This is a genomic window from Mesorhizobium yinganensis, assembly GCF_040081985.1.
In the GTDB taxonomy this organism is placed as follows: domain Bacteria; phylum Pseudomonadota; class Alphaproteobacteria; order Rhizobiales; family Rhizobiaceae; genus Kumtagia; species Kumtagia yinganensis.
In genome coordinates this window covers 1-23,124 of record NZ_JBEBMH010000050.1, presented here as the reverse complement: position 1 = coordinate 23,124, position 23,124 = coordinate 1, and the positions used below count along the sequence as shown (strand labels likewise).

Sequence of the window (23,124 nt, the reverse complement as noted above, 5' to 3'; positions counted from 1 at the left end):
GCCCGATGCCGGCCGGCCTCTCGGCGGACGAGAAGCGTGCCTATGAACAGCTCGACGATTTCTACAAGAACGGGCTGGGCTACGCGATCGAGATGAACAACCGGCCGCAAACACTGTACGGCATCGTGGACTCGCCGGTCGGCCTAGCCGCCTGGATGCTCGACCACGACATCCGCAGCTACCAGATGATCGCCCGTGTCTTTGACGGACAGCCTGAGGGGCTGAGCAAGGACGACGTCCTGGACAATGTCACCCTCTACTGGCTGACCAACACCGCCATCTCCTCGGCGCGGCTCTATTGGGATAACGCGCACTTCCCGTCGGGAGGGTTCTTCGACCCGCGCGGCATCAAAATCCCGGTCGCCGTCAGCGCGTTCCCGGACGAGATCTATCAGGCGCCGAAAAGCTGGGCGGAGAAGGCTTACCCGAAGCTGATCTACTACAACCGGCCCGCCAAGGGCGGCCACTTCGCCGCCTGGGAGCAGCCGAAGGCCTTCTCCGAGGAACTGCGGGCCGCCTTCCGGCCGCTGCGCCAGCAAATCTGACAAATCAAGCGGGTGGCCGCACCGACCACCAGAGACAGCAGGCCGATCATCCGGCCGGTCCGCCGCGTGACCCTTTGCGCCGACGACATCGGAGGCGATCTGGCCGAGAAGTACGGCTACGTGAACCGTGCGCTTCCGGAAGATTAACTGGACGCCTTTGTTGATGGTTTGGCCATGCGCATCGCAACATTCGACCGCCAGGCCATCAGCGACACCAAACGGCTCGTCGACTTGGCGAGTTTGCCGTCCGACCCGGAGATCGCCGCCGGCTGGGACGGGTTCATCACGTCCGTCCAGCGGCCGAGGCCCAGTCGAGGATCAAGCAGTTCGTGGAATTGGGACTTCAAGCCAGCCGCGAAATCGAAGGCCGGCTGGGACATTACACGGAGACGCTGCGCGAGGATTAGCGCCCGCGTCACCAGGCCAGACTCAACAAAAGACTCAAACCCACGCGCCGCTGTCGGCGCAATCGAACCGGAGAACGACAATGTCCATTTCGCAAAAAGGCATCGCGGTGGTGACCGGAGCTTCCTCGGGTATCGGCGCAATCTATGCCGACCGCCTGGCGCGCCGTGGCTACGACCTCATCCTGGTGGCCCGCAATCAGGGCAAGCTTGACGAGATTGCCAAGCGCATCACCCGCGCCACCAGCCGCAATGTCCAAGCCATCGTCGCCGATCTCAACGACAAGGCCGACCTGAAACGCATCGAGACGCTTCTGGCGACCGATCCAAACGTCACCATGCTGGTCAACAATGCCGGGGTTGGCGCGCTTGTGTCTCTGCTGGAGTCGAATGTCGACGACATGGAGGCGATGATCGAGCTCAATGTCACCGCGCTGACTCGGCTCACTTATGCGGTGGTTCCTGCGTTCGTGGCGCGTGGCAGCGGCACGATCATCAACGTCTCATCGGCTGTCGCCGTAGCACCGGAAATTCTGAATGGAGTCTACGGCGGTACCAAAGCCTTTGTGCTGGCCTTCAGCCAGTCGCTCTACAAGGAGCTTGCCGACAGGAACATCCGCATCCAAACTGTGCTGCCGGGTGCGACGGCGACCAATTTCTGGGACTCCGCCGGCGGCTCGGTGGGCCAACTACCCGAGAAGATGGTCATGCAGGGGGACGATCTGGTCGATGCTGCGCTTGCCGGGCTCGACCAGGGCGAGTTCGTCACCATCCCGTCGCTCCCGGATGCAGCGGACTGGAACGCGTATGAAGCCGCGCGCCAAAAACTCATTCCGAACCTGTCGCTGAGCAAGTCGCCGGCGCGATACCGGACCGCGGCCGCCGCCTGAAGACGCACTTTACTGGTCAACCCCAAGCCCTTGGAGGCAGAAATGACTACCGATAAAACGCGCGTTGAAACCATGGCCGGCACTCGGGGTGCGCGGGCGCAGGACATGAAGCTGGAAGTCACCGTCATTCCGGTTTCGGACGTCGATCGTGCCAAGCGCTTCTACGGTGGCCTGGGCTGGCGATTGGATGCGGACTTTCCGGTCGGCGACAGCTTCCGGGTGGTCCAATTCACCCCTCCCGGGTCGCCGGCATCCGTTCACTTCGGCATCGGCATCACCTCGGCCGCTCCCGGTTCGGCAAGCGGAAACTACCTGATCGTTTCGGACATCGAGGCGGCGCGCGCCGAATTGGTAAGTCTGGGCGCCGACGTAAGCGACGTGTTTCACCGCGCCGGTCCGGGCCAGCCGGCAATCGCCGGGCGCGATCCTGAGGGCCGCAGCTACGTCTCCTTCGCCACATTCAAGGATCCCGACGGCAACGGTTGGCTGCTCCAGGAGATCACGGGACGTTTTCCCGGACGTGTCGACGGCAACACGGCTTTCGCCTCGGTCGCCGACCTTGCGGCCGCACTGCGCCGCGCCGCCGCCGCGCATGGCGAACATGAGAAGCGGGAGGGTGGCAAGCACGACGAGAACTGGCCGGACTGGTATGCCGAATACATGGTCGCCGAACATGCGGGCAAGGAATTGCCGCTGTGAGGCTTGTGCGCTGGGCGGCGGCGTGCCGCCGCCCAGCCGTGATGCATGCACCGTAATATTCGAACGAGCCGGCAACGGGTGCCTTGAGCACAACCGCAAACGACGCAAAGCAAGAGGTCTCGCCATGAAGCATAACGACGTTCCGGAGACGATCGACGGGCGCCGCCGCCAATTGATCGGCGCTGCGGCAGTAAGTCTCGCCATCGCAGAACTCGGTCTGGTCTCGCCCGCCTTGGCCGCATCCACGGCACAAACCGGTGCGACCGCATCCGCGGACGCCAACGCGTTCGGTCCGATCAGACAAGTAGATGCAGGGCTGCTCAACGTAGGCTACGCCGAGATTGGACCGGCGGATGGCGCGCCTGTTGTCCTGCTGCATGGATGGCCGTACGACATCCATACCTATGTCGACTCAGCACACTTGCTTGCCGCGGAAGGCTTTCGCGTGATCGTCCCCCATCTGCGAGGTTACGGCACGACGCGTTTCCTCTCGGACCAGACGATGCGCGATGGTCAGCAGGCGGCGATTGCTGCCGACATCGTCGCGCTGATGGATGCGCTCGGGATCGAGCAGGCGACGATCGGCGGCTGCGACTGGGGCGCCCGCACGGCCAATATCGTCGCCGCGCTGTGGCCGGAACGCTGCAGGGCGATGGTCTCGGTGAGCGGCTATCTCATCGGCAACCAGCAGGCGGGCAAGCAGCCCCTGCCGCCCAAGGCCGAATTGCAATGGTGGTACCAGTATTATTTCGCCACCGAGCGCGGCCGCGCCGGCTACGCGAAATATACGCGCGATTTTGCTCACCTGATCTGGCAGCTTGCATCGCCGCGATGGAAATTCGGCGACGCCACCTTCGAGCGCAGCGCCGTCGCCTTCGACAATCCGGACCACGTCGACATCGTCGTGCACAACTACCGCTGGCGGCTCGGACTGGCGGAAGGCGAGCCGCGCTACGACGATCTCGAGAAGCGGCTTGCGCAGGCGCCGGTGATCGGCGTGCCGACAATCACCCTGGAAGGCGACGCCAACGGTGCGCCGCATCCCGAACCCGCCACCTATGCAAAGATGTTCTCGGGCAAATACGAGCACCGCACCATTACCGGCGGCATCGGCCATAACCTTCCCCAGGAGGCCCCCGAAGCCTTCGCCAGAGCCATCATCGACGTCAGCCGGGCGTCATTCCGATGAGCCGTCAAACTGTCTACCGTACCGTTGATGTTGACGGACTTCCGGTCTTCTACCGCGAGGCGGGCGATTCCGGCGCGCCGGCGATCCTGTTGCTGCACGGCCTGCCGTCGTCCTCGCGCATGTACCAATCGCTGCTGGACCGCCTGTCCGATCGCTATCGCCTGGTCGCCCCCGATTATCCCGGGTTCGGCCACAGCGCCGCGCCCGAACCCGGCGCGTTTGCCTACACGTTCGACCGCATCGCAGAGGTGATGGTCCGCTTTACGGAAATTGTCTCGATGTCCCGCTACAGCCTGTTCATGCAGGATTACGGCGGCCCGGTGGGATTCCGCGTGGCGATAGCGCATCCTGAGCGTGTGCAATCGCTGATCGTCCAGAATGCCGTGGCCCACGATACCGGCCTCGGCGAGGCTTGGAATACCCGGCGCGCCTTCTGGGCCGACCGGGCGGCGCATGAGGCGGCTCTGCGCGAAAACTTGCTGTCGCTGGAAACAACCCGTCGGCGCCACGTAGGCGGCGATCCGAATGTCGAGCAATACGATCCCGACCTCTGGACGGACGAGTTCGCCTTCATCAGCCGACCCGGGCAGGCCGATATCCAGACCGAGCTTTTCTATGACTACCGCAACAACGTCGCCGCCTATCCGGAGTGGCAGAACTGGATGCGAAAAATCCATCCCCACCTGCTCGTGCTCTGGGGCCGATACGATCCGTCATTCGACAAATCGGAACCCGAAGCCTACCGGCGCGATGTACCCGACGCCGAAATCCATCTTCTGGACGCCGGACATTTTGCACTGGACACAGCCCCCGAGGAGATCGCCAGCCTCGTTCACGACTTCATTCAACGGGGCCGTCGTCATCGCCTCGACTTCCCGGATGCTGCGACGCTTCACCCGGAACAATTGCAGAAGCAAGTCGAGGACTGGGGGCAGTAACGGAAAGGAGGATTGAAAACCCTGCCATCAGCCAGGAAGGGGCTGGAATATTTGTCCGCAGAATTTGGTCATCCGCATGTCTGCCGAACCGCGGTTTTTTAGCTTCGGCACCGCACTATTTCATAAGCCAGCATTGGGCGCCTAAAGCCTTTCAGGGCGAGCTCACCGACCGATACGGATTCCACCTGCAGTTCGACAGCGCCATGAACCCGTTGGCTCACCAGGATCTGACCGGATTTGGCTTCGTCGCACAAGCGGGCCGCATGGTTGGAGACGGTGCCGATGACCGCGTAGTCAGAGCGCTGATCGAAACCGATTCGCCCTATGGTGGCGTGGCCTCTGGCGATGCCGATCCCGAAGCCTAGCACATAGTCGCGCTTGCGCCAGCGCACGGCATGCTCGTCGATCGCATCGCGCATTGCCGCCGCCATCGACACCGCTTTGTCGGTGTGGTCCGGGCAAGGCAGCGGGTCGTTGAAGACCACGACGATGCCGTCACCCACGAAGCGTTCCAGAGTGCCGCCATACCGCACAATCTGCTCGCCGAGGCAGGCATGGTATTCGTTCAACACCGACATCACCTCTTCCGGCTCGGCACTTTCGGCAAAGGCCGTGAAGCCGCGCAGGTCGCAAACGACAACGGTCACCTCGCGGCGGTGGCTCCTGAGCAGCGCTTCTCCATTGTTGCCCGAGGCGACGATGAGATCGGCGACCTGCTCGGGCAGGAAGCGCCTGAGTCCGGCCATTCGCTCGATTTCTGCAACTTGGTCTGCCACCGTCCGCTCGAGCGCGCGGTTCCAGTCGGCAAGCTGGGCGGCCTGCTCGCGGAGGCACCGCGCTTGGCTCACCACGGTATCGTGAAGCGCCTTCTGGCGTAGCATCGAGCGCACACGGGCGAGCAGTTCCCTATGTTCGACCGGCTTCGTGAGATAATCGTCGCCACCGGCATCCAATGCCTCAATCACGTCATGCGTATCGGTCTTGGCCGTAACGAGGATGACAGGGATCGATCGCAGGAACTCGTCCTGCTTGAGCACGCGCACCACACTGATACCGTCGAGCTTCGGCATCATGACGTCGAGCAATATGAGATCGGGCTCGAGCTCGCGGGCGCGCGTCAGCCCGTCTTCGCCGTCCACCGCGGTTCGGACCTCGTAGCCGTTCGCCTCGAGCCGCATCCGAAGGATTTCAAGATTTTCCGGCGTATCATCGACAGCGAGGATGCGGGGCGGGTCGTGCAAGGTCCCTTCTCCCTCAGGCAAGGAACTCGTGGATCTTCGCGAGCAACTGCCGCGGGCTGAATGGCTTGGCGATATATTCGTCGCATCCGGCGGCACGCGCTTTCGCCTCGTCCCCCGACAACGCATAGGAGGTCACGGCGATTATCGGAATGCCCCGAAGCACCGGATCGGCCTTGATACGCCGCGCCGCCTCATACCCGTCCATCACCGGAAGCTGGATGTCCATCAGGATCAGATCGGGCTTCTTGGTCGCCGCGGCGGCGACGCCGGCGGCACCATCGGTGGCTTCGATGAGTTCGTAGTCAGTCGTCGCGACAAGGTCGCGGACGATCTGGCGGTTGTCTTCGGTGTCCTCCACCATCAGAATTCGTTTGGTCATGCCGCCTTGGCCCCTTCTTCGACCCGGATTGGTATCTTCATACGGAATGTCGAACCCGCCCCAAATAAGGACTCGACCTCCAAAGTCCCTCCATGCATTTCAACGATACGCTTCGAGATTGCCAGGCCGAGGCCGGTACCGCCCTTTCGCTTGGTGCTGCTGTTGTCGACCTGCTGAAATTCCTCGAAGATAATCCCTTGGTCTTTTGGCGCAATGCCGGGACCGGTATCGCTGACCGAGATCTGGAATTGCGCGTCGGCGGCATCCGCCTTGATGTCGACCGCACCCATCTCGGTGAATTTGACGGCGTTCCCCACAAGGTTCAGCAATACCTGCGTCAAACGCCGTTCATCACCACGGCCGATCGGCAGATTGTCGGCCACCGTCGCCGTCAGGGTCAGCCCTTTCGCCCGCGCCAGAGGCTCCACGGCCGTCACCGTCGACCGCACGATCTGGCCCATGGAATAGTCATCGAGTGCAAGGGCAAGATGGCCTGCCTCAATCTTCGAGAGATCGAGCACGTCGTTGATCAGCCCCAGCAGATGTCGTCCATTGACCTGCACACGCGCTACGGTCTTCTTAGCCCTGTCCGGCAGCTCGCCGTAAATCCCGTCGACCAGGAGTTCGGTAAAACCGAGGACCGAGTTCAGAGGCGTCCTGAGCTCATGGCTCATATTGGCGAGGAACTGGGATTTGTGGAGACTGGCCGCCTCCAATTCCTGGCTCTTCTCTTCTATCTCCCGGAACAATTTGGCGTTCTGAATGGCCAGCACCGATTGTGCTGCGAAGGTCTCCATCAAATGGACGATTTGCTCGCTGAATGCACCGACCTTCCGGCGCCTGACAACGAGGGCGCCGATGATCTTGTTCGGCCTGAGCAGCGGAACGATCAGGATGGCGCGGTAGCCTGCCTCCAGGATCGTCTTTCTGGCGGCCGATGACGTTTCTTCGCCGAGGTCAGGTATCTGGACGGGTGCGCAGTGCCTCGCGGTCTCGCCGATGCCCATGTCGGCCAGCCTGATGGCCGTGTTGGACATGGCCGCGATGAGTTCCTCGCTCATGCCGAATGTCGCACGGAGACGGAACTGCTGCCGCTTGCTTTTGAACACGTAGATCGCGCCCGCGTCCGTCTCCGACAATTGAACCGCCTTGGCAACGATTGTCCGCAGAACGGTGTCCAGATCGAGCGTCGAATTGACGGCCTGGCTGACTTCGCCGAGCGCTTCCAGTTCACTGACCGAACGTGCGAGTTCGGCTGTGCGCCTCTCGACTTCTTGAAACAGACGCACATTCTCGATTGCGATCACTGCCTGGTCGGCGAAAGTGGTCAGCAGCTCGATCTGCTTGCGGTTGAATGGGCGGATCTCAAGTCGCCGGATGATCAAGGATCCGATGGGTTCATCCTCCCTGATGAGCGGGACCGCAAGGGCGGTTCGGTGCCCCAGCCGCATGGCCATGTCCCGGCCGGCCGGAAAGTCATCGCCGGCTTCGGTAAGGTCGCGCACCTGGACGGCCTTCCTGTCAACAAAGGCGCGACCGGCAACCCAGTCTCGGCTCACGGGCCATTTGTCGAAGTCGATCGAGATCGGACCGTGATGCGCCCTGATTGCAAGTAACTCGCCGTCTTTCAGAAGAATCGCCGCGTCGTAGGCCTCGCAAAGCTTGGCTGCACTCTCGGCAACCGCGTTTAACACCGGCTGAATGTCTGTCGGGGAGGCGGCTATCGTGCGCAGGATCGCGCTGGTTGCCATCTGCTGCTCAAGTGCTTCTGTCAGTTCCCCGTTGCGGGTCTCGATTTCCTGATAGAGCCGCCCAAGCTGTTCGGAGGTCTGGTTGACGTTCCCCGCGAGCACGCCGAGTTCGTCGCGATTGGCGACCGTTACCGTGCGGGCGAAATCACCGGCTGCGATCTGGCTGAGCCGCGTCTCGATCTTCTTGACCGGCTCGATCAGCGACCATGAGATGAGATAGCCTAGCCCGAGCGCAAGCAGGATACTGCCCACCGCAAACGAGATCACGATCAATCGGGAGGTTCCGTAGGCTCCTTCCGTCACCTCGATGGCGGCCACCATGTCAGCCTCGGCCATGTTGACCAACTGGTTCGTCAGTCGCTCCAGGCGATCGGCAGACGGTATGATCTCGCCAATCTGGACCTCGCGCGCTTGCTCCGTGTTGCCGGCGCGAATGAGCTCCGCCACATGTGTGATGCCTGCGGCAAGTTGATCGTACTCCTGCCGGACTTTGTCCAATATCTCGACTTCGCTGGCGGCGACAAACTCCATGCGGTCGAGGTCGTAGCCAAACTGATTGAGCTGACGCAGCGCCGTCTCGAGCAGCCGGTTATCGCGAAGCAAAAGCGCGGTGGAGATGTCGTAGAGCTGGTTGGTCGTGTCGTGCTGGACCTGGCGATAGGCCGCGATCCTTCGTTGCAGCTTGATCAGTTCGTTCGTCTGGTCATTGATGCCGCTCAGCACCTGCAACCCCACGGCTCCGAGCACGATCAGCAGGCCGACGATCGACAGGAATGCGATCAACAATTTTGTTTGGACGCGCGCCGGAAACCCCGCCACCAAGCCGACCAGTCGGCTGGTGATGTTACCTGGCCTCGTCCAGGAGGCTGAGAAGGTCACCCCGGAACTCCTCCAGGTCGAACCCAGCACCGATGTATTGTACACGCAACATGCCGTCCGGGTCTATGACCGACGTCAACAGGGTTTGGTCGACGTCACCGTCCGCCGTCTTCCCGGCGATGACGCCGTATTTCAGGCCAACCTCGCGGACAGTCGCGGGATCGTTGAATGCGCGGTCGGTCTAGGTCTTCAACTCCCGCTTCAGCTCATTAAGGAAACGCCAGTCGGTGCCGTCGGCAATGATCTTCTGAGGGCTCGACCTGATCATGCCCGCCTCGTGCAAGCGCAGGGCGTAGAAGCGCAGCGTATCCTCGGGATCGTATTCCCTCCATTTGCGATAGGGCACGTCGCTCATCGTCTGCAGAGCATAATCGTAGTTGGCGGTGAATCCTTTGTCGACGATCTGTCGCGCGACGCGCTCCGGCTCGGAGACGCAAAGGTCCGCCGCCTTGAGAATGGCGCGCATGACTCGTTTCGTAGCGATCGGGTTGTCGCGAACAAAATCCGCGTTGCCCGCCAGCATGCAGCAAAAATTCTGCGACCAGGGATGGTCCACAGCGCTGTTGACGACCACATGGCCGATATTGCGGGCACGTAGTTCCTGCGGTTCGGGCGGAAAACCGAGAAACGCATCGACCTTTCCTGCCACGAAAAGTTCCTTTGGCCTGACCGACGGGCTGGTGATCAACCAGTCTATGTCCTTCTCGGGATCGAGCCCGACATAGGCTGCCATGCTGGTTAGAAAGAGATGTGGGGTCGAGCCCAGGCCCTGTATGCCTACGGTCTTGCCCTTCAAGTCCGTGACGCGGCGAATGCTTTGGTTTCCGAACAGTTCAAAGCAACCGGGATGAACCCCCGCCAGGATCATGAGCGGCTGGCCGGCATCGACCGCAAGTGCGAGTGGCGCTGCGAAATTCAAACTGAAATCCACTTCGCCGCGAGCGACCTTCTCCGACTGGCCGTAGCCCACCTCGGTGGTCACGTAGCTGATATCGGCGAACCCCTCCAGATGAAGAAGACCCTCCGCCATATACTGGGGGGCGATACAGATGCCTGTGGTTTTCGCCAGGCGGATCGCGGTGGTCTCGGGCGGGGCCTCGGTGGATGCGCTGGTGGAGGCTCCAACAAGAATCGCGACAGCGGCGGCTCCAGCACCGGTTAGGAGGCCGCGGCGATTGAGGATGATCTGCATTGTGCCCCTCCTTCCACAAAGAGGATGTCTCGCCCGCCAGGAGTCAGGTCTTTAGCTCCCGCTTCAGTTCATCCAGGAAGCGCCAGTTGGTGCTACTTGCGATGATGTCCTGCGGGTTCGCCTTGACGATGCCCGTCTCCTGCAGACGAAGCGCATAGAACCGGAGGGTGTCTTCCGGATCGTACTGGCGCCATTTGTCGTACAGGATTTCCGAACCGAAAGCCTGGCGAACATAGTCATCGCGGCTGCCCAGTCCCCCCGCCACGACGGCTGCTGCAGCGGCCTCCGGATCGGCAAGGCAAAAATCGACTGCCTTGAGAAGCGCGCGCAAGGTCCGCTTGGTCGCGACCGGATAGCGCTCCACGAACTCGTTCGTGCCGGCCAGCATGCAGCAATAATAATACGCCCAGGGCCGGTCGACGGAGGTCTTGAGAATGACGTGACCGAGATTGCGCTCGCGCATGATCTGCGGAACGGGAGCGGTGCCAAGAAACGCATCTATCCTTCCTTCCGCGAAAGCGTCGACCGGATCCGTGACCGATATCCATTCAACGTCGCTGGCCGGATCGAGGCCGACATAGGCGGCGATCATCATCAGCAGCAGATACGTGTTGCCGTTGAAATCATCGATGCCTGCTCGCTTGCCCTTGAGGTCCGGGATACTCTGCACGCGATCGTTCGCTATCAGTTCCAGGCAGCCGACATGCAGGCCGGACAGCACAGTGATCGGCACTCCTTTGGCGATGGACTTGATGTGCGCCGGGGGGTAGTTCCAGTCGAAATCCAGTTCGCCATGCTCGATCCAGTCCGACGAGTCTGGACCCGTCCCCTCCGTGACAAGACTGACATTCGTAAAGCCCTCGGCTTGCAGCAACGCCTTCGCGATAAAGATCGGCGACATGCAGTCCGAAACTTTGGGGAATGCCGGAAGACGAACGCTCGTGGTCTCGGGTGGCGCTTCGGCCCGGGCTCTCGCGCTTGTCCCCAGCAGACCTGCGGCGCCGACTGCTGCCGCTGCGGCGAGGAAGCTTCGGCGACTCTGGGTGACGTGCATCTGCTCCTCCATCGAATGTGCCGGCTCGGCCGACGACTTGATCCCCCGGTTCAGTTGCTTGTCTCGCGCATGTGCAGTGCGAAGATACGAAATCGAGGTTCGGATGGGACAATCTCACCAGACGCCGCGGCGAGCGTCACGCGATGTCGCGGGGACAGTGGCGTGGCCAAGCTTATAGCCACGGGGCGACCGGCACTCCGCGAATCCGAGGCGCAACGACTGACACTTTTGAGGGTGGCTTTTGGCACTTCCCCATCGGCTCTCGACAATTGTCCGCCTCGTCTGCAATTGCGGGATGCTGCGGCGGGTAAATGCGGCACCCAAAAACGATCAACCGGCGCATCGACGAGCACATGGTCGATTTTGTTGGCACGCAGGTTCTGCCGACCCGCCATACCAACGTTCAGAACACCGAACGTTCCCGCAACAACAACGTCCGTCGCGTTCGATCGCGGCATGGCGACGTGTTTCGTCTGCGGAGCCGATTCAGCCGCAGGCTTCTCCGTTCGGTCCCGCAGACTTGGTGCGCTGGCCGGCGCGGCGCGCGCGGCAAGACGGCGGCGGTCCGTCACGAGTGGCAACGCGCGTTCCTCCTCCACCTTGCGAAAGAAGATGGTGTCCGGAAACAAGTGAAAAAGCCTCCGGCAGAGGCAGATGATCTCGTGAGCGCGCGAGTCATTCGCATGGAGCGCGCCCAATCACGTAAGGGAGTCTTGCGCTCTCAGTCGCCAGCCGGGAAATGCTCCTACCAACGATGCGCAATCATACGTCAAACATGGGGCCATAGCGAGCCAAATTTCCGACTTGCGTCGAAGCGGGATCGTTGTGGAGCCGTTCTGAAAGCGATCGCGCGCAGCCCGGCCTCGTTCTTGACCGAACTGTTCTCCCCTTGCGACAACCAGAAATACCCGGCGCCAGCGGTACAACCGCATCGAACAAAAATTAGAACCGGATGTGTCCCAACTCCGCGAAATGGGATTCCTGTTGTCCACAAACCTCGAACAGACCAGCGCCGGCCCGTTCCCAAGCCGGAGGCTCAGGAAACAAGCTGCGGCCGGAAGACGACGTCGGCGTAGTAATTCGAGGAACTGAAGCTGCTGTTCGGGAAGATGCCAACCGTAGCGCTGCCGCCGTAGCGATAGACGCCATTCGTGCCGGACGGGGCGGTCAGCGGGCCGCTGGTCAACGGGGTGGTAAAGAAGCTGTTCGTGGCCACGTAGGCGCCCGCGGTGTGGTAGGACGCCACGTAGGTCGTATTGGCAGTGATGGAAACCGGCGTCGCCAGGGCGACAGTCTGCCAGCCGCTCCCAGTTGTACCGGAGTAGGTCGCGGTGGCGAGTTTTGTGCCGGTGGACGTCCACAGGTCGACGACGTTCTGTCCGGTATCGCTCGGGCTGCGATAGAATTTCAGCGCGGTTATCTGGCCAGCGACGTTGGCGGAGAACTTCACTCCGAGTTCGATCTGGCGTCCATCGTTGAGGCTGGTCTGCGCTGGCGTCGCGGAAGCGTTGAACAGGCTGTAGGTTGTCGGGGTCGCCGCCACTGTCAGGTTGAAGGTCTCTGTGGCCGAGAGATTGGCGGCGTCGGTGGCCGTCACCTTTATGCTCAGCGTGCCGGCGTTGGCCGCCGTCGGCATGCCGCTGAAGGTCTGGGTCGTGGCGTTGAACGACAGCCAGGACGGCAGCGCGGAATTATCGGCCAGGCTTGCGGTATAGGTCAGCGTATCGCCGGCATCGACGTCGGTGAAAGTGCCGGCGGGCAGAGCGAGCGAAAAAACGGAACCCGCGGTGGCATTCTGGTTGGCGGTCTGGCTGGCGAGCACCGGCGCGTCGTTGGTGCCCTGGATCGAGATCGTCAGCGTGCTCGCCGATGTGACGCCGATCGTGTCGCGCATCGTGTAATTGAACACCTCGACGAGCGGGGTGGACCCCGGGCGCAGGCCCTGTACGGCGGTGTTGTTGTCGTTCAAGGTATAGGTATAGCCGCCGGTGCTGTTGAGCACGAGGCTGCCATACGCTCCCGCCAGTGCCGTTCCAACCGTTCCATTGGTTTGACCGAAGCGGACGGCGCTGACGACCTTGCTGTCGCCCGTGTCGGGATCGGTGTCGTTGTCGAGCACGTTGCCAATTGCCGCCGCGCCACCCGAGCCATTTGCCAATCCGCCGGCCTCGATCGCAGTGGCCGAATCCGGAGCAGCCAGAGGCGGCGTGTTGGGCATGGTCACGGTCATGGTGAAGGTTTCGCTGACGGCGAGGTTGCCCGGATCGATCGCCGTAACCTTGACATCGAACGTACCCATATCGCCGGCAGCCGGCGTGCCGCTGAGCGTTCGGGTCGCGGCATCGAATGACAACCACGGCGGTAGCAGTGAGCCGTCGGTCAGCCTTGCCGAATAGGTCAGGCTGTCGCCATCGACATCGGCGAAAGTGCCCGCAGGCAGGGCCAGCGAGAAGGCCGAATTGACGAAGGCGTTCTGGTTCGCCGTCTGGACGGCGAGCGTCGGCGCATCGTTGGCGCCCAATATGCTGATCGTCAATGTATTCGTCGACGTGGCGCCCACCGTGTCGCGCATCGTGTAGGTGAATGTGTCAGCGAGTGGCGTGGACCCCGGGCGAAGAGCCTGCACTGCGGAGAGGTTGTCGTTGACGGCGTAAGTGAAGCCGCCCCCGGCATTGAGAGTCAATAGACCGTAGCTGCCGGCCAGTCCGGTCCCGAGCGTACCGTTGGTCGCGCCGAAGCGAACGGCCGTAACGGTCTTGGTGTCACCGGCATCGGGATCAGCGTCGTTGTCGAGCACATTACCCGATGCCGGCAAGCCGGGCGTGGTATTGGCTACGCCGCCGGCCTCGGTCGCGTTGGCCGCGTCGGCCACGGCTACGGGTGCCGCGTTGGGCGCTGTCACGGCGATGTTGAAGGTCTCGCTGGCGGTAAGTCCAAGGGCGTCAGTGGCAATGACGCTGACCGAGAGTGTGCCGATGGCCGTCGGAGTACCACTGAACGTTCGGGTCGCGGCATCGAACGACAACCATTGCGGCAGCGGCGAACCGTCGATGAGCTTTGCCGAATAGGTGAGGGTATCGTTGGCATCGACGTCCGAGAAGGTGCCGGCCGGCAGCACGAGCGAGAAGGCGGAGCCGACGGAAGCGTTCTGGTTTGCAGTCTGGACGGCGAGCGTCGGCGCGTCGTTGGCGCCCTGGATGGTGATGGTCAAGGTCGACGACGCGGTCGCGCCGGCGGTATCGCGCATGGTGTAGTTGAAGGTTTCCGTCAGCGTGTTGGTTATCAGCCGCAAGCCCTGCACCAGACTATTGGTCTCGTTAACCGTGTAGGTGAAGGCGCCATTGGCATTGAGTACCAGCGTGCCGTAGAGACCGGCCAATGCGGCGCCGACGGTGCCGTTGCTCGCGCCGAGGCTGACCGCCGTGACCGTCTCGGTGTCGCCGGCGTCCGGATCGGTGTCGTTGCCGAGCACATTGCCAGTTGCGTTCGAACCGGGTGTGGCATTGGCTAGGCCACCCTTTTCGACAGCGGTGCCGGCATCGGCCAAGGCGGTCGGAGGCGCGTTCGTGACGGCCGGCTTAAACACCACGTCGGCATAGTAATTCGCGGAACTGAAGCTGCTGTTCGGGAATATGCCAGCCGTGGCGCTACCGCCGTAGCGGTAAACGCCGTTTGTGCCGGACGGCGCCGTCAGCGGGCCGTTGGTCAGCGCGGTCGTGAAGAAGCTGTCGGTCGCCACATAGGCGCCCGTGGTATGGTAGGACGCCACGTAGGTCGTATTGGCAGTGATGGAAACCGGCGTCGCCAGGGCGACAGTCTGCCAGCCGCTCCCAGTTGTACCGGAGTAGGTCGCGGTGGCGAGTTTCGTGCCGGTGGACGTCCACAGGTCGACGACGTTCTGCCCGACATCAATGGCACTGCGGTAGAATTTGATCGCGGTGACCTGCCCCGCGATATTGGCGGAGAACTTCACGCCGACCTCGAGTTGCTGGCCGTCGTTGAGGGTGGTCTGGGTCGGCGTCGCCGATGCGCTGAACAGGCTGTATGTTGTCGACGCCGTGACCGAGAATGTCTCGGTGGCGAACAGGCCGCCAGCATCGGTTGCCGTGACTCTGACGTTGACCGTGCCCGCGCTCGTCGGCGTTCCGCTGAGGGTCCGCGTCGCGGCGTTGAACGCCAGCCAGGAGGGCAGCGCCGTGCCATCGGCCTGGGTCGCCGTGTAGGCAAGAGTGTCGTTGGCGTCTACGTCGGTGAAGGTGCCGGTCGGCAGGGTCAGCGAGAATGCCGATCCGGTGAACACGTTCTGGTTGGCGGTCTGGCTGGCGAGCACGGGCGCATCGTTGGCGCCTTGGAGATTGATAGTAAGCGTCGTCGTCGCGGTGACGCCCGCAGTGTCGCGCATCGTGTAGGTGAAAACGTCGGAGACGGCGTCGCTCGAGCGCAAGGCCTGGACCGCGGCGGCGTTGTCGTTGACCGTATAGGCGAAGCTGCCGTTGGCATTGAGTACGAGGCTGCCATAAGTGCCGGCCAAGGCCGTTCCAAGCGTCCCGTTGGTCGAGCCGAAGCGAACCGCCGTGACGGTCTCCGTATCGCCCACATCGGGATCGGTATCGTTGGTGAGCACGTTGCCGGTTGGGCTCGAACCGCCCGAACCGTTCAGGAGGCCACCCTTTTCGGAGGCGCTGGCGGTGTCGGCCACCGCCACCGGCGGCGCGTTCGGCGTCAGCGTCACCGCGATCGTGAAGGTTTCGCTGGTCGTCAGGCCGGTAGCATCGGTGGCCGTCACCTTCACCGTGGTCGTGCCGACACTCGTCGGCGTGCCGCTGAAGGTCTGATTCAGAGGATTGAAACTCAGCCAGCCGGGAAGAGGCGAGTTGTCGCCCTGCGTCGCCGACAACGTCATGCTGTCGCCCGCATCGACGTCCGTGAACGTGCCGACAGGCAATGTGAGCGAGAAGGGTGTGTTGACGACACCGGTCTGGTTGCCGGTCTGACTGGCGACGACCGGCGCATCGTTGGTGCCTTGGATGGAGATCGTCAACGACGACGACGCGGTGGCGCCGGACGCGTCCTGCATCGTGTAGTTGAACACCTCGACCAGTGGCGTGCTGGCAGGCCGAAGCGCCTGAACCGAGACATTGTTGTCGTTGATGGTATAGGTAAAGGCGCCGTTGGCATTGAGGACCAGCGTGCCGTAAGCACCCGCCAGCCCGGCGCCGACCGTGCCGTTCGTCCCGCCGAAGCGCACGGCCGTCACGGTTTCGGTGTCGCCCGCGTCGGGATCGGTGTCGTTGGCAAGCACGTTGCCGGTTGCGTTGGACCCACCCGCGCCGTTGAGGGTGCCGCCCTTCTCGACGGCGTTGGCGCTGTCGGCCGCGGCCGTCGGCGGGGTGTTGGGCGCCGACGGGGTAAAGAGCACGTCGACCCAGAAATTCGTCGACGAGATGCTCGTCGTCGGGAACAGGCTGTTACTACCGTATGTGTAGACGCCGTTGTTGCCGCCAAGCGCAGTCAGCGGACCGTTGGTGATGTCGGAGGTGAAATAGTTGATCGTGTTTGAGTAGTGACCGACATTGGTATGATAGGACGCCGTGTATGTCTGGCCGGGCGTGATCGTGATCGGACTTGAGAAGGTCGCGATTTGCCAGCCACTGGCCGTCTCGCCGGTGAAGGTAAGTGTCGCCAGCTTGGTGCCTGTGCTCGACCAAAGCGCGCCTGTATGTGTGCCCGTATCCTGGTTGCTCTTGTAGAAGCGGATGCCGTTCACCGTGCCGGCCACCGAACTGCGGAACTTCATGCCGAGTTCGACCGCGCTGGAATCCGTAGTGTTCACCACCGCGGGTGTCGACGTCGGCGAGAACACCGTTACATAGTTCGGGCCAGTTATCGTCGCCGTGCGTCCGGTCGACGGCGTTTCCAGGTTGACGCTGTCGTCGACGGCACGCGACTTTATCGTGTAGGTGCCGGCAAGTTGGGGTCTCCAGGAATAGGTCCAGTTCTCGTCACCGGTGGCCGGATGCCAGCTCAGGCCGTTGTCGGTCGATACCTCGACACCGGCAATGACGCCCCCGCCGAGATCGGCCGCCGTGCCCGAAATCGTTACGAGGCTTCCCGCCGAGACTGAGTTGATTGGATTGATCGTGGACGTCGGCGCCGTGTGATCTGTAGAAGGCAGGCCTGTGATGAGTCCGGATTGCAAAGTCGCCGGCTGGATGCCCATCTCGGCAAACAGGTTGACCATCGCCTGCTGCACGCGCGCGTCGGTGGGAGTTGCCTGATTGTCGTGATTGTCGCTCAGGCCCCATGCCCAGTAGACCGTGCCGGCGCCGAAGACCAGGGCGCCGCTCGGAGCGCGGTAAAGGGTAAGATTGTGGGTGGAGGTGCCATTGCCGGTCGTGTTGCCGTAATCGAGCAGATAGGTGCCGACCTGCACTGTGGTTGAAGACAGCTTGACCAAGCCGGCAGGATCGAATCCGTTGTCGGTCGCCTCATCCCATTCATAGCCGAGATAGTTTTTGGTCAGCGTGGCGGTCTGGCCGGGCTGGAGGTTGGCGACGCTGGTATTGCGCCAGAACCGAAGGTTGGCGTCATCGTAGGGGACTGTTATGGCCTGAAGATTATTGCCGACGTCGTCGACCTGGAAAATCTGTCCGGTAACCGCGTTTTCGGGGCTGCCGCCGCCAACCGCCGGAGGGCTGAAGCGCGGGTCGCGGAACGTGCCTGTCCACTGGTCGGTCGGGTCGATCGAGGTATTCGCCCAGGTCTCCTTATAGGAGATCAGCGTGCGATATGGCGTGGCGTCGGAGCTGAAGCTGTTGCCCCAGCGTGTGCGCCAGTACATTTCGTTGCCGCTCCAGAACGACAGGTTGACGCCGGCGTCGCGCGCCGCCTCGACATTGGTGCGCTGCTGGCCCGACCAGTATTCGTCGTGGCCGACGTCGAGATACATTTTATGGTTGAGAAGCAGGCTGCCGTAGCGGTCGACGTCAACGCCGGCCATGTAGGAAACATCGTAGCCGTTCTGTTCCAGCCAGGAAATCGCGGCATATTCGGCGCCGAACAGGTAGTCCTGCGGGCCAGCATAGGTGCCGACGCCGCCCCGCGTCGCTATCGGGCGGTTGTAGCTCACTGCATAGGCGCGCCCCGCGCCCTGGCCCGTCGCGGGACCGTTGCCGCCGTAGAAATTGGCGCCGCCCCAGCCATTGTAGGCCTGCCAGGTCTGGTCCGCGGTCTGGAAGACGATGTCGCTGTGGCTGTTGTCGTCGCGGACAATGAACGGGATATGGTTCTCGCCGAATGTCCCGTCCTGCCGTACCAGCTTCGCAATGTAGACGCCCGACGCGGCATCGGTAGGCACATTCCACGAAGCCGAGACCGCCCAATTGCCGGCGTCGACCGCACCGGTGGCGGCGTCGCGGAGCGGATCCGGCTGGTTCTGCACGCCGGTATGCGAGATGGTGGCGACCTTGCGGGCACCCATGCCGCCGTAATAGCCCATTCGGTAGATGTCGATCCGGTAGTTCGCGGAGTTCGTGTCGATCTTGAAGCTTACGGTCTGGCCGCGATTGACGCTGATTTCCGTGGCGAACCCTTCGATGTTCGAACTGCCCGCGCCGTCTATGCCCCATTCGCTTTCCGGGTTGCCGGTTTTCTGGTTCTCCAGCACGATCGGGTTCGTGGCGGCGGCAGCCGCATCCAGGGCCTGAACCGACTGCGGGGATCCGGTTCTGGCCTGCGAACCATTCATTCTGGTCACGGCGCCGGACAGGATTCCAACCTGCCCGGTCAGCGTACCCGATCCGGTCTCGCCGCCGCCCGGCAGCGAACCGCTCCATGTGTCTTCTCCTGGCGTCCAATGGGTGAGCAACGCGACGTGCTCGGTCGACATCGCTGCGCTGACCGACGCCCCGAAAGTCTTTCTGGTCGCTATATAATCAGCGCCGCCGGGCATTCCGCTGCCGACCGCCTGGCCACGCAAGAGTGCGGCGTCGCCATGGCTGAGAAGTTGTGTCGGGCAATTGACATAGCCGCAACTGCCGCAACACATCGGAGCCGGAGCGGCATGCGAGGTCGGCACGTATCCTACGGGGATGGAGTATCCGTCGACTGGTCCTGTCTGGATGTTCTCCGCATTGGGAGCGGCAGTCGCGCCCGTGTTGGAAGTGGCGGCCGCACCGTGAAACGTCGCGCCAGGCACTCCGGAGCCGGCATGCCAAGTAGCATGCACTATGGAGATGCTCCGGTCCCCGGACTGGGCGATGGCACCCGTGCGGTGGATGATGCGGTCGGAGATGGGCGCCGCCGTTCCCGGCGCCGTTTGGTTGACCCCAAGCGTGATATATTCGCTCGCGGCCGGCCGATCCTTGCGCGGCCCGTTCTTCGCCTTGAGATGGGCGCGGCCGGCGCTTATGGCGCTGCGTAGGAACGGCCACTCCATAAGCTGCAAGCCCGCTGCGGTGAGCGTGCCTTCCTCCCGGCGCCGCAACTGCCATGCGTCCAGGTCCGGCTGCTGCTCCGGCCGAGATTCGTTCTTCACCTGGCCGGCTTTCTCCTTGCCATCGGCGGACAGCGATCTAGACACCCGTCCGTCAGACAGGAACGACAGGAAGCCCCATTTGCGATCACGATGCACGGGACGAACCCTTCATGAGTCTAGAATATGCGCCAAAACAGGCAAGGTAAGCGAAACAAAACGTGAAGACATATCAACAATATAGAGAATATTTCAATAGACTATACTTAGACAATTCGACCTAAATCACGGTGCTCCGGATGCTTCGCAATGCGTGGCCGCCGGTACGTTACGCACTCAACCCTGCGTGTCGACGGCTCCCGAACCTGAACCGCATACGATCGCGCATACACGGCCACAGATCTGATCCAGACATGCAGCGCCAGTGCCTCGATAGCGAACGCCACGCCGCCTAAGATCCCCTGGCCACAGCGACAAGGACGATCGCCGCCGAAGCCGACCGCAAGAGCATTGCTAGAAGGAATGCGCTGGCGAAGCTGCCTGGAAGTGCTCGCGCAACGTCTCCGTCTCGTAATCGTGGCGGTACAAGCCACGCTTGCGCAGAATCGGCAGAGGGCATGGCAGCGCCCGCTGTAACGGAAAACCGGTATTGTTCATGACCTGCGCATATGTCACCGCCCACCAGGCGACCGCTGCCACCACAATGATCACGGCGAGAATCTCCAGCTTCGCGCCAAGGGTTTCGAGACATCGGGGTTCCTCCGGATCAGGCCGCGGCGGCCTTGGTTTTTGCCTGCTCCTCGAGTAGATCGGCGTGGCGGCGGGCAACGTCGGGATGCGACCGCAACCGGCTCTTCAAAGCGTTCCGGCGGGAATTGCGGAAAAGCGGATTGTTGGGGTCGCGGGTGACGCCGCCCGCCTCCGCCTTGAGATGCGGGGCAAGATCGAGCACCGGAAGCTCGGCGTCGAACGGCGCACCGAGGAAAAAGGCGACCGAAAGCCGGTCGGTGCCGGCCGGCGGCGTGACGCCGCGGTGCACGGTGGCTTTCAGAGAACCGTCGGTCGCCATCTCCAGCAATTCGCCGACATTAACCACGATGTTCCGGCGCGCTGCACCGCCGTGATCCAGCGGCCCTGCAAGACCTTCACCTCCAATCCCCCTTCTGCTTCTCCCGGAGGAGCAGCGCGAGAAAGCCGCTATCCTTGTGCGCGCCGACGCCCTGCCCCCCTCCGTGGCGTCGCGGCCGGGATAGCGGATGATCTTGATCAGGTGGTTCGGCATGCAGGAATAGATCGGCGCGAACACGTCCGATCCTGTTCGAGGGTCATAGCGAAAGCCTGCAGCAGGCTCGTGGACAAAAGCGTCAGTTCACCCTGCCACCGCGGCAAAAGTGGTTTCAGCTACACACGGAACCGACGGGCACGGGAAGTCAGAGCATCGGTACTCCGCTGCCTTGCGCGTGGTCGCAGCAATGTCAGCCGACAACGGTCAAATGCCGTCAACGACGCCGCTAGCGGGCACGACTTCTGGGGATGACAACGTTTTCGCAGACTTGTGACCAAGTCTTTCCAATTTGTAACTTGGAAAAAGAAAACGGGCGGCATTTACAGAGTAACCCAACCTGGCTGTTCGATGACCCGGAAATCAAAAGCTCACGCCGTAAAAGTGAATGTGCCTTCCGATCTATTCGGAATTCACGCCACTCTCAATCGCGGCATGCCCGATAAGTATTTCAATTTAATCTTTGGGAAAAGCGTCCTCTATGCCGCTTGCATGGAGATACACTTGTCGATCGCACGCGCCGCGTCAAAGCGGTGTTCGCCCTCATTCGCCGATGAAGCATATAACCACGCTAGGCGTCGCGCTCACTGGTGACGCGCTGGCATCGCCGGCCGCTCACATAGTATTTTCGTACCCGATCAACCCTGCTCGGAGACTTCAGGGTTATGTGACTGAGTGAAAAAGGCCGAAAAACTCAATTAAACAATGCCATGGCGGAGAGGGGGGGATTCGTTCCGCCGTTTTTGCTGTCTATACCGTCAATGCGCCCCTTGTAGTTGCCAATAAAGTCAATATGTTCGAAACGTTGGTTATGGCAACGGGCCGGGAAAATGGCGCGGTACAAGCTATCAGAAGCGGGACTGAAGCGGCTCGACAAGCCGGGCATCTACAGCGACGGCGACGGTTTATTCTTCCGTGTCCGCAAGGGCGGCTCGGCGCAGTGGTTTTTCATCTATCGTCGCGGTGCCGAGCGTAACGAAATCGGGCTCGGCGGATACGGGCAGGGGACTGCGCCGGTATCTCTCGTCCTGGCTCGCCAGAAGGCAGATGTGATCCGGGACAAGCTGGCCCGAGGCCAAGACCCTCGCGGCGAAACGAAGAAGCCGCGAATCATCACCTTCGCCCATTGCATGGATGAGCTTCTAGCTTCCAAGGCTGGCGGGTGGACCAACGACAAGCACCGGCAACAATGGGAGATGACGCTTCGGGAATATGCGAAGCCTCTGCATGACCTGCCCGTCGCCAACATCGTCATGGGGGACGTCAAGGATTGTCTGACGCCGCACTGGCTGGAGCGGCCGGAGACTGCCGACAGGCTTCGCTCGCGCATCCAGGCTGTGATTGACTTCGCCATCGCGCACGAGTGGCGCACCGCCGGCAATCCCGCGCGGTGGAAGGGGTTGCTCGACAAGGTTATGCCGAAGCGCCAGAAGCTGACACGCGGCCATCATGCCGCGCTGGCCTACGCCGAGGCGCCGAAGATGATTGCGAAGCTCCGGCAGTCGATGGGCACGGCGGCGCGGGCCGTCGAGTTCATCGCCCTCACTGCGGCGAGGACCGGCGAGGCGCGGGGCGCGCAATTCGATGAAATCGACGTGGCGGCGAAGACATGGACCGTGCCGGCAGAGCGTATGAAGATGAACAAGGAGCACGTCGTGCCGCTGTGCGAGCGCGCGCTGGAGATCGTCGAGACGATGCGACAGCGAGCAACCGGCACCCTGATTTTCGGCGGCGGCATAGAGGACCGTCCGGTGTCCGATACCGCCATGACGAAGGCGCTGCGGCTGGCCTCGCCGGACAAGGCAGCGACCCTGCACGGCCTGCGTAGCATGTTCAGGGATTGGGCTGGCGAGGAAACCGACTTTCCGCGCGAGATCGCCGAATGGTCGCTGGCGCACCTCGTCGGCAACGCCGTGGAGCGCGCTTACCGTCGTAGCGACGCGCTGGAGAAGCGCAGGCAGTTGATGGACGCGTGGGCGACCTATCTTGCAACGCCTCCGCAGAAGGCATCTTAGGTCTCGTGGACAAAGGGTAACCAAAGCTTGGCTGCTGCGATGGCGACGAAGCCAAGGTAGGATTCCTTTGTCTTGTCGTATCTGGTGGCGACGCGGCGCCAGTTCTTGAGCTTGTTGAACAGCCGCTCGACCAGGTTTCGCCACTTGTATTTCTCAGCATCGTATGGCGCGGGGTCCTTGCGGTTGCGCTTGG

At 62.2% G+C, this 23,124-nt stretch carries 14 protein-coding genes and 3 pseudogenes; 7 read left to right on the top strand and 10 right to left on the bottom strand.

Annotation, left to right across the window (positions count from 1 at the left end; all coding sequences use genetic code 11):
• From ABMA59_RS35270 to ABMA59_RS35245, 6 genes and pseudogenes are all read left to right on the top strand, one after another.
• Positions 1–545: pseudogene (locus ABMA59_RS35270) on the top strand (epoxide hydrolase); the annotation flags it as partial.
• A gap of 66 nt (positions 546–611) precedes the next feature.
• A pseudogene (locus tag ABMA59_RS35265) lies at positions 612–952 on the top strand (enoyl-CoA hydratase/isomerase family protein); the annotation flags it as partial.
• Between the two features lie 80 nt (positions 953–1,032).
• On the top strand, positions 1,033–1,839 hold the full coding sequence (locus ABMA59_RS35260; RefSeq protein ID WP_349010018.1) for an SDR family NAD(P)-dependent oxidoreductase: 807 nt from the start codon (positions 1,033–1,035) through the stop codon (positions 1,837–1,839).
• A gap of 42 nt (positions 1,840–1,881) precedes the next feature.
• The gene (locus ABMA59_RS35255) at positions 1,882–2,538 is read left to right on the top strand and encodes a VOC family protein (protein WP_349010017.1); all 657 of its coding nucleotides are present in this window, start codon (positions 1,882–1,884) and stop codon (positions 2,536–2,538) included.
• A 124-nt stretch (positions 2,539–2,662) separates the two neighbouring features.
• Complete coding sequence (locus ABMA59_RS35250; protein ID WP_349010016.1) at positions 2,663–3,727, top strand: alpha/beta fold hydrolase; 1,065 nt, start codon at positions 2,663–2,665, stop codon at positions 3,725–3,727.
• An 89-nt stretch (positions 3,728–3,816) separates the two neighbouring features.
• Complete coding sequence (locus tag ABMA59_RS35245) at positions 3,817–4,665, top strand: alpha/beta fold hydrolase (RefSeq protein ID WP_349010015.1); 849 nt, start codon at positions 3,817–3,819, stop codon at positions 4,663–4,665.
• A 98-nt stretch (positions 4,666–4,763) separates the two neighbouring features.
• Here the strand turns inward: ABMA59_RS35245 and ABMA59_RS35240 are convergent, their stop codons facing one another.
• From ABMA59_RS35240 to ABMA59_RS35200, 9 genes are all read right to left on the bottom strand, one after another.
• Positions 4,764–6,002: an adenylate/guanylate cyclase domain-containing protein gene (locus tag ABMA59_RS35240; protein ID WP_425476051.1), complete on the bottom strand. Its 1,239-nt coding sequence runs from the start codon at positions 6,000–6,002 to the stop codon at positions 4,764–4,766.
• Positions 5,920–6,285 (bottom strand): response regulator, encoded by a 366-nt coding sequence (locus ABMA59_RS35235; RefSeq protein ID WP_349010014.1) that lies wholly within the window; start codon positions 6,283–6,285, stop codon positions 5,920–5,922. The genes ABMA59_RS35240 and ABMA59_RS35235 overlap by 83 nt, the downstream gene beginning before the upstream one ends.
• The gene (locus ABMA59_RS35230) at positions 6,282–8,915 is read right to left on the bottom strand and encodes a GAF domain-containing protein (RefSeq protein WP_349010013.1); all 2,634 of its coding nucleotides are present in this window, start codon (positions 8,913–8,915) and stop codon (positions 6,282–6,284) included. The genes ABMA59_RS35235 and ABMA59_RS35230 overlap by 4 nt, the downstream gene beginning before the upstream one ends.
• A 181-nt stretch (positions 8,916–9,096) precedes the next feature.
• The gene (locus tag ABMA59_RS35225; protein WP_349010012.1) at positions 9,097–10,107 is read right to left on the bottom strand and encodes an ABC transporter substrate-binding protein; all 1,011 of its coding nucleotides are present in this window, start codon (positions 10,105–10,107) and stop codon (positions 9,097–9,099) included.
• 43 nt (positions 10,108–10,150) lie between these two features.
• Positions 10,151–11,161: an ABC transporter substrate-binding protein gene (locus ABMA59_RS35220; protein WP_349010011.1), complete on the bottom strand. Its 1,011-nt coding sequence runs from the start codon at positions 11,159–11,161 to the stop codon at positions 10,151–10,153.
• Between the two features lie 50 nt (positions 11,162–11,211).
• On the bottom strand, positions 11,212–11,790 hold the full coding sequence (locus ABMA59_RS35215; protein WP_349010010.1) for a hypothetical protein: 579 nt from the start codon (positions 11,788–11,790) through the stop codon (positions 11,212–11,214).
• A gap of 407 nt (positions 11,791–12,197) precedes the next feature.
• Complete coding sequence (locus tag ABMA59_RS35210; RefSeq protein ID WP_349010019.1) at positions 12,198–18,908, bottom strand: DUF4082 domain-containing protein; 6,711 nt, start codon at positions 18,906–18,908, stop codon at positions 12,198–12,200.
• A gap of 1,239 nt (positions 18,909–20,147) precedes the next feature.
• Complete coding sequence (locus tag ABMA59_RS35205) at positions 20,148–20,345, bottom strand: hypothetical protein (protein WP_349010009.1); 198 nt, start codon at positions 20,343–20,345, stop codon at positions 20,148–20,150.
• A gap of 55 nt (positions 20,346–20,400) precedes the next feature.
• Complete coding sequence (locus tag ABMA59_RS35200) at positions 20,401–20,940, bottom strand: 2OG-Fe(II) oxygenase family protein (protein WP_349010008.1); 540 nt, start codon at positions 20,938–20,940, stop codon at positions 20,401–20,403.
• Positions 20,941–21,746: 806 nt separating this feature from the next.
• Here ABMA59_RS35200 and ABMA59_RS35195 point away from each other — a divergent pair.
• Positions 21,747–22,931, top strand: coding sequence for a tyrosine-type recombinase/integrase (locus tag ABMA59_RS35195; protein ID WP_349010007.1), 1,185 nt, complete (start codon positions 21,747–21,749; stop codon positions 22,929–22,931).
• Here ABMA59_RS35195 and ABMA59_RS35190 read toward each other — a convergent pair.
• Positions 22,928–23,124, bottom strand: a pseudogene (locus tag ABMA59_RS35190) (IS5 family transposase); the annotation flags it as partial. The gene ABMA59_RS35195 and the pseudogene ABMA59_RS35190 sit on opposite strands and share 4 nt — an antisense overlap.